The sequence below is a fragment of the Mycobacterium sp. genome (assembly GCF_032162105.1).
In the GTDB taxonomy this organism is placed as follows: Bacteria; Actinomycetota; Actinomycetes; order Mycobacteriales; family Mycobacteriaceae; genus Mycobacterium.
In genome coordinates this window covers 1-2718 of the sequence record NZ_JAVRPS010000614.1, presented here as the reverse complement: position 1 = coordinate 2718, position 2718 = coordinate 1, and the positions used below count along the sequence as shown (strand labels likewise).

Here is a 2718-nt window from a genome sequence, read left to right as displayed (position 1 = left end):
GCGTTGTTCACCAGTACATGCAGGTCCCCGAAGGCGTCGACGGCGGACTCGACCAGGCGGCGCGCGCCGTCGAAGTCGGACACGTCCTCCCCGTTGGCGATGGCCTCGCCGCCCCCAGCCCGGATCTGGTCGACGACCTCGCCCGCCGGCCCGGTGGACGAACCGGTTCCGTCGACCTCGGCGCCAAGGTCGTTGACCACGACCTTGGCGCCCTGCCGCGCGAACTCCAGCGCGTGACCACGGCCGATGCCGCGAGCCGCACCGGTCACGACGACCACTCGGCCGACCACGATTCCAGTCATCTGCGTTCTCCGATCATTTCTAGAATCTCTTTCTAGAACCAACGCTAGGCAGCTCGGAGGTTGATGTCAACATCGTAAGTGTGGTTCAGGCACCCATGCCGGGGTGGACGCGCTGGATGAGGTCGAGGGCGGCGTCGATGATGGCCCTCGCCTGCCGCAGTTTGGGACTGGTCGCGACCTCCAGGATGGCGGCGTCGATGATGTTGCTGAGGACGGTGACGGTGAGCCGGTCGACCGGGTCGTTGCCTACGTCGAGGAGCACCGCGTTCTGCCGGATCCACTCGCGCGCCTGGGTGCGGCGGACGAGCTCGAACCCAGGTGGGCTGTCGCCGTCGAGGAACAGCTGTTCCAGGTCGCGCCACCGCCAGGCGTCCTCGAGGAAGGTGCGGGCGCCGATGGTGAACAGGGTGAGTGGGTTGTTCTCGCCTGCTGCCTTGGCTTTGGCGACGGCAGCGGCGGCGTTGTGTTTGTGTTCGGCTTGGTTGCGCTCCCACAAGGCCAGGAAGAGTTCGGTTTTGCCGCCGAAGTGGTGGTAGAGGCTGCCGACGCTGGATCCGGCGCGTTCGACGTCGGCGGCGATGCTGGCGTCGGCGAAGCCGTGTTCGCCAAACACTTCGCTGGCGGCGTCGAGTAGGGACTTGCGGGTGTCCGCGGTACTGCTCCATCGCCAGGCGTTGCCGCTGCCGTTCCCACTCGTCTCAGTTGCCTTGCGTGGCATCGGCAGGTTCTCCCTCGAATCCAGTGTTGCTTGACACGATACTCGTCCGCGAGGCAGAATTAACGCATTCCTAGAGTCAGATTCTAGAAATAGCTCTAACGTAAAGCCGGCGTTGCCGTGATGGGAACAGGGAAGACACCTATGATCAATTTGTCCAGTGCTGTCGGGTATCGACAGCTTCAGGCGCGTACGGAGATCGGCGCGTGAGCCCGCGGCGGCGGGCGGCCATCGTTGGGGTAGCCGAGTCTGATGTGGGCAAGACGCCGCACCTGACCGTCCTGTCCCAGCAGGCAAAGGCGAGCAAGGCGGCCCTGGCGGAGGCCGGGCTGGGCCGTGCCGACGTGGACGCGCTCATGGTGGCCGGGGGCTGGGCCTGGGGCCCGTCGGTCATGTTGGCCGAGTATCTCGGCATCCGGCCGTGCTATCTGGACGGCACCAACATCGGCGGGTCCTCGTTCGAGGCGCATCTCGGGCACGCCACCGCCGCGATCGGGGCCGGGCTGATCGATGTCGCGTTGATCGCCTACGGCAGCACGCAGCGCTCTGATCCACTGGGCAACAGTCAGGTCGACGCCTCTGATCCGGTCGCCAACCAGTTCGAGAAGCCATACGGGATGCCGCTGCCCGTCGGCGCGTACGGCATGGCCGCGAACCGGTACTTTCACCAGTACGGCGTCACTAGCGCGCAGATGGCGGAGGTCGCGGTCAACACCCGCCAGTGGGCGAGCCTCAACCCGAACGCCTACTACCGCGACCCGATCACCGTCGACGACGTCCTCGCCTCTCCGATGATCTGTGAGCCGCTGAGGAAACTGGACTGCTGCCTGGTCACCGACGGTGGGGGCGCGGTCGTGGTGGCCGCCGAGGACAGATGGCCCGACGTGCGCACCCGTCCGGTCGTGGTGCTCGGGCACGGTGAGGCAACCACGCACTCCTCAATCGCGAACATGCCCGATCTGACCATGACAGGCGCGGCCCAGTCCGGACCGGCGGCGATGCAGATGGCCGGCGTCGGTCCGGACGACTTCGACCTCCTGGAGATCTACGACTCGTTCACCATCACCGTGCTGCTCACCCTGGAGTCGCTGGGACTGTGCAAGCCGGGTGAGGCCGCGGAGTTCGTCCGGGATGGGCGCACTGCGCCCGGGGGAGAGCTGCCGATGAACACCGATGGCGGCGGGTTGTCCTACACCCATCCCGGGATGTACGGGATCTTTCTGCTCATCGAAGCGACCCGGCAGCTGCGCCACGACTACGCCGACGACCCGCGCCGACAGGTGGCGGACGCCGAACTCGCTCTCGTAAACGGTACTGGCGGCATGTTGTCCACGACCTCGACCGTGGTGCTCGGAAGGAGTTGATCCGCTGATGTCGACCATCACTCCCAATGCGGAGACCAAGCCGTTCTGGGACGGCATCATCGCTGGCGAGTTGCGGCTCCAGCGCTGCACCGGCTGCGGCCGTGCGGTGTTCTACCCACGGGTGGTCTGCCCGCATTGCTTCAGCGACCGGTTGAGCTGGTTCGTCGCGGCTGGCTCGGGAACCGTGTACGCATACACCGTCGCGCACCGGCCGTTCGGGGAGTTCGCCGAACAGGCGCCGTTCACCATCGCGTTGATCGACCTGGACGAGGGCCCGCGGATGCTGTCCCGGATCGTCGGCAGTGGACGGTGCCGTATCGGCGACCGGGTGGAGCTC

4 protein-coding genes are annotated in these 2718 nt (G+C 66.4%); 2 read left to right on the top strand and 2 right to left on the bottom strand.

Translation table 11 applies throughout. The features are described 5' to 3' along the window. Positions 1-302 (bottom strand): SDR family NAD(P)-dependent oxidoreductase (locus QOC69_RS31225; RefSeq protein ID WP_526446380.1); only part of this gene is annotated, 302 nt, incomplete at its 3' end. An 85-nt stretch (positions 303-387) separates the two neighbouring features. After that, on the bottom strand, positions 388-1020 hold the full coding sequence (locus QOC69_RS31220; RefSeq protein ID WP_526446379.1) for a TetR/AcrR family transcriptional regulator: 633 nt from the start codon (positions 1018-1020) through the stop codon (positions 388-390). Between the two features lie 203 nt (positions 1021-1223). On the opposite strand from QOC69_RS31220, the gene QOC69_RS31215 reads away from it, so the two are divergent. Both QOC69_RS31215 and QOC69_RS31210 read left to right on the top strand, forming a co-directional pair. Beyond that, complete coding sequence (locus QOC69_RS31215; RefSeq protein ID WP_526446378.1) at positions 1224-2381, top strand: thiolase family protein; 1158 nt, start codon at positions 1224-1226, stop codon at positions 2379-2381. Between the two features lie 7 nt (positions 2382-2388). Next, positions 2389-2718 (top strand): Zn-ribbon domain-containing OB-fold protein (locus QOC69_RS31210; RefSeq protein ID WP_526446377.1); only part of this gene is annotated, 330 nt, incomplete at its 3' end.

Excerpts from the sequence above, each read along its gene's own strand:
- QOC69_RS31220 (WP_526446379.1), bottom strand. The coding sequence starts at position 1,020 with ATGCCACGCAAGGCAACTGAGACGAGTGGGAACGGCAGCGGCAACGCC.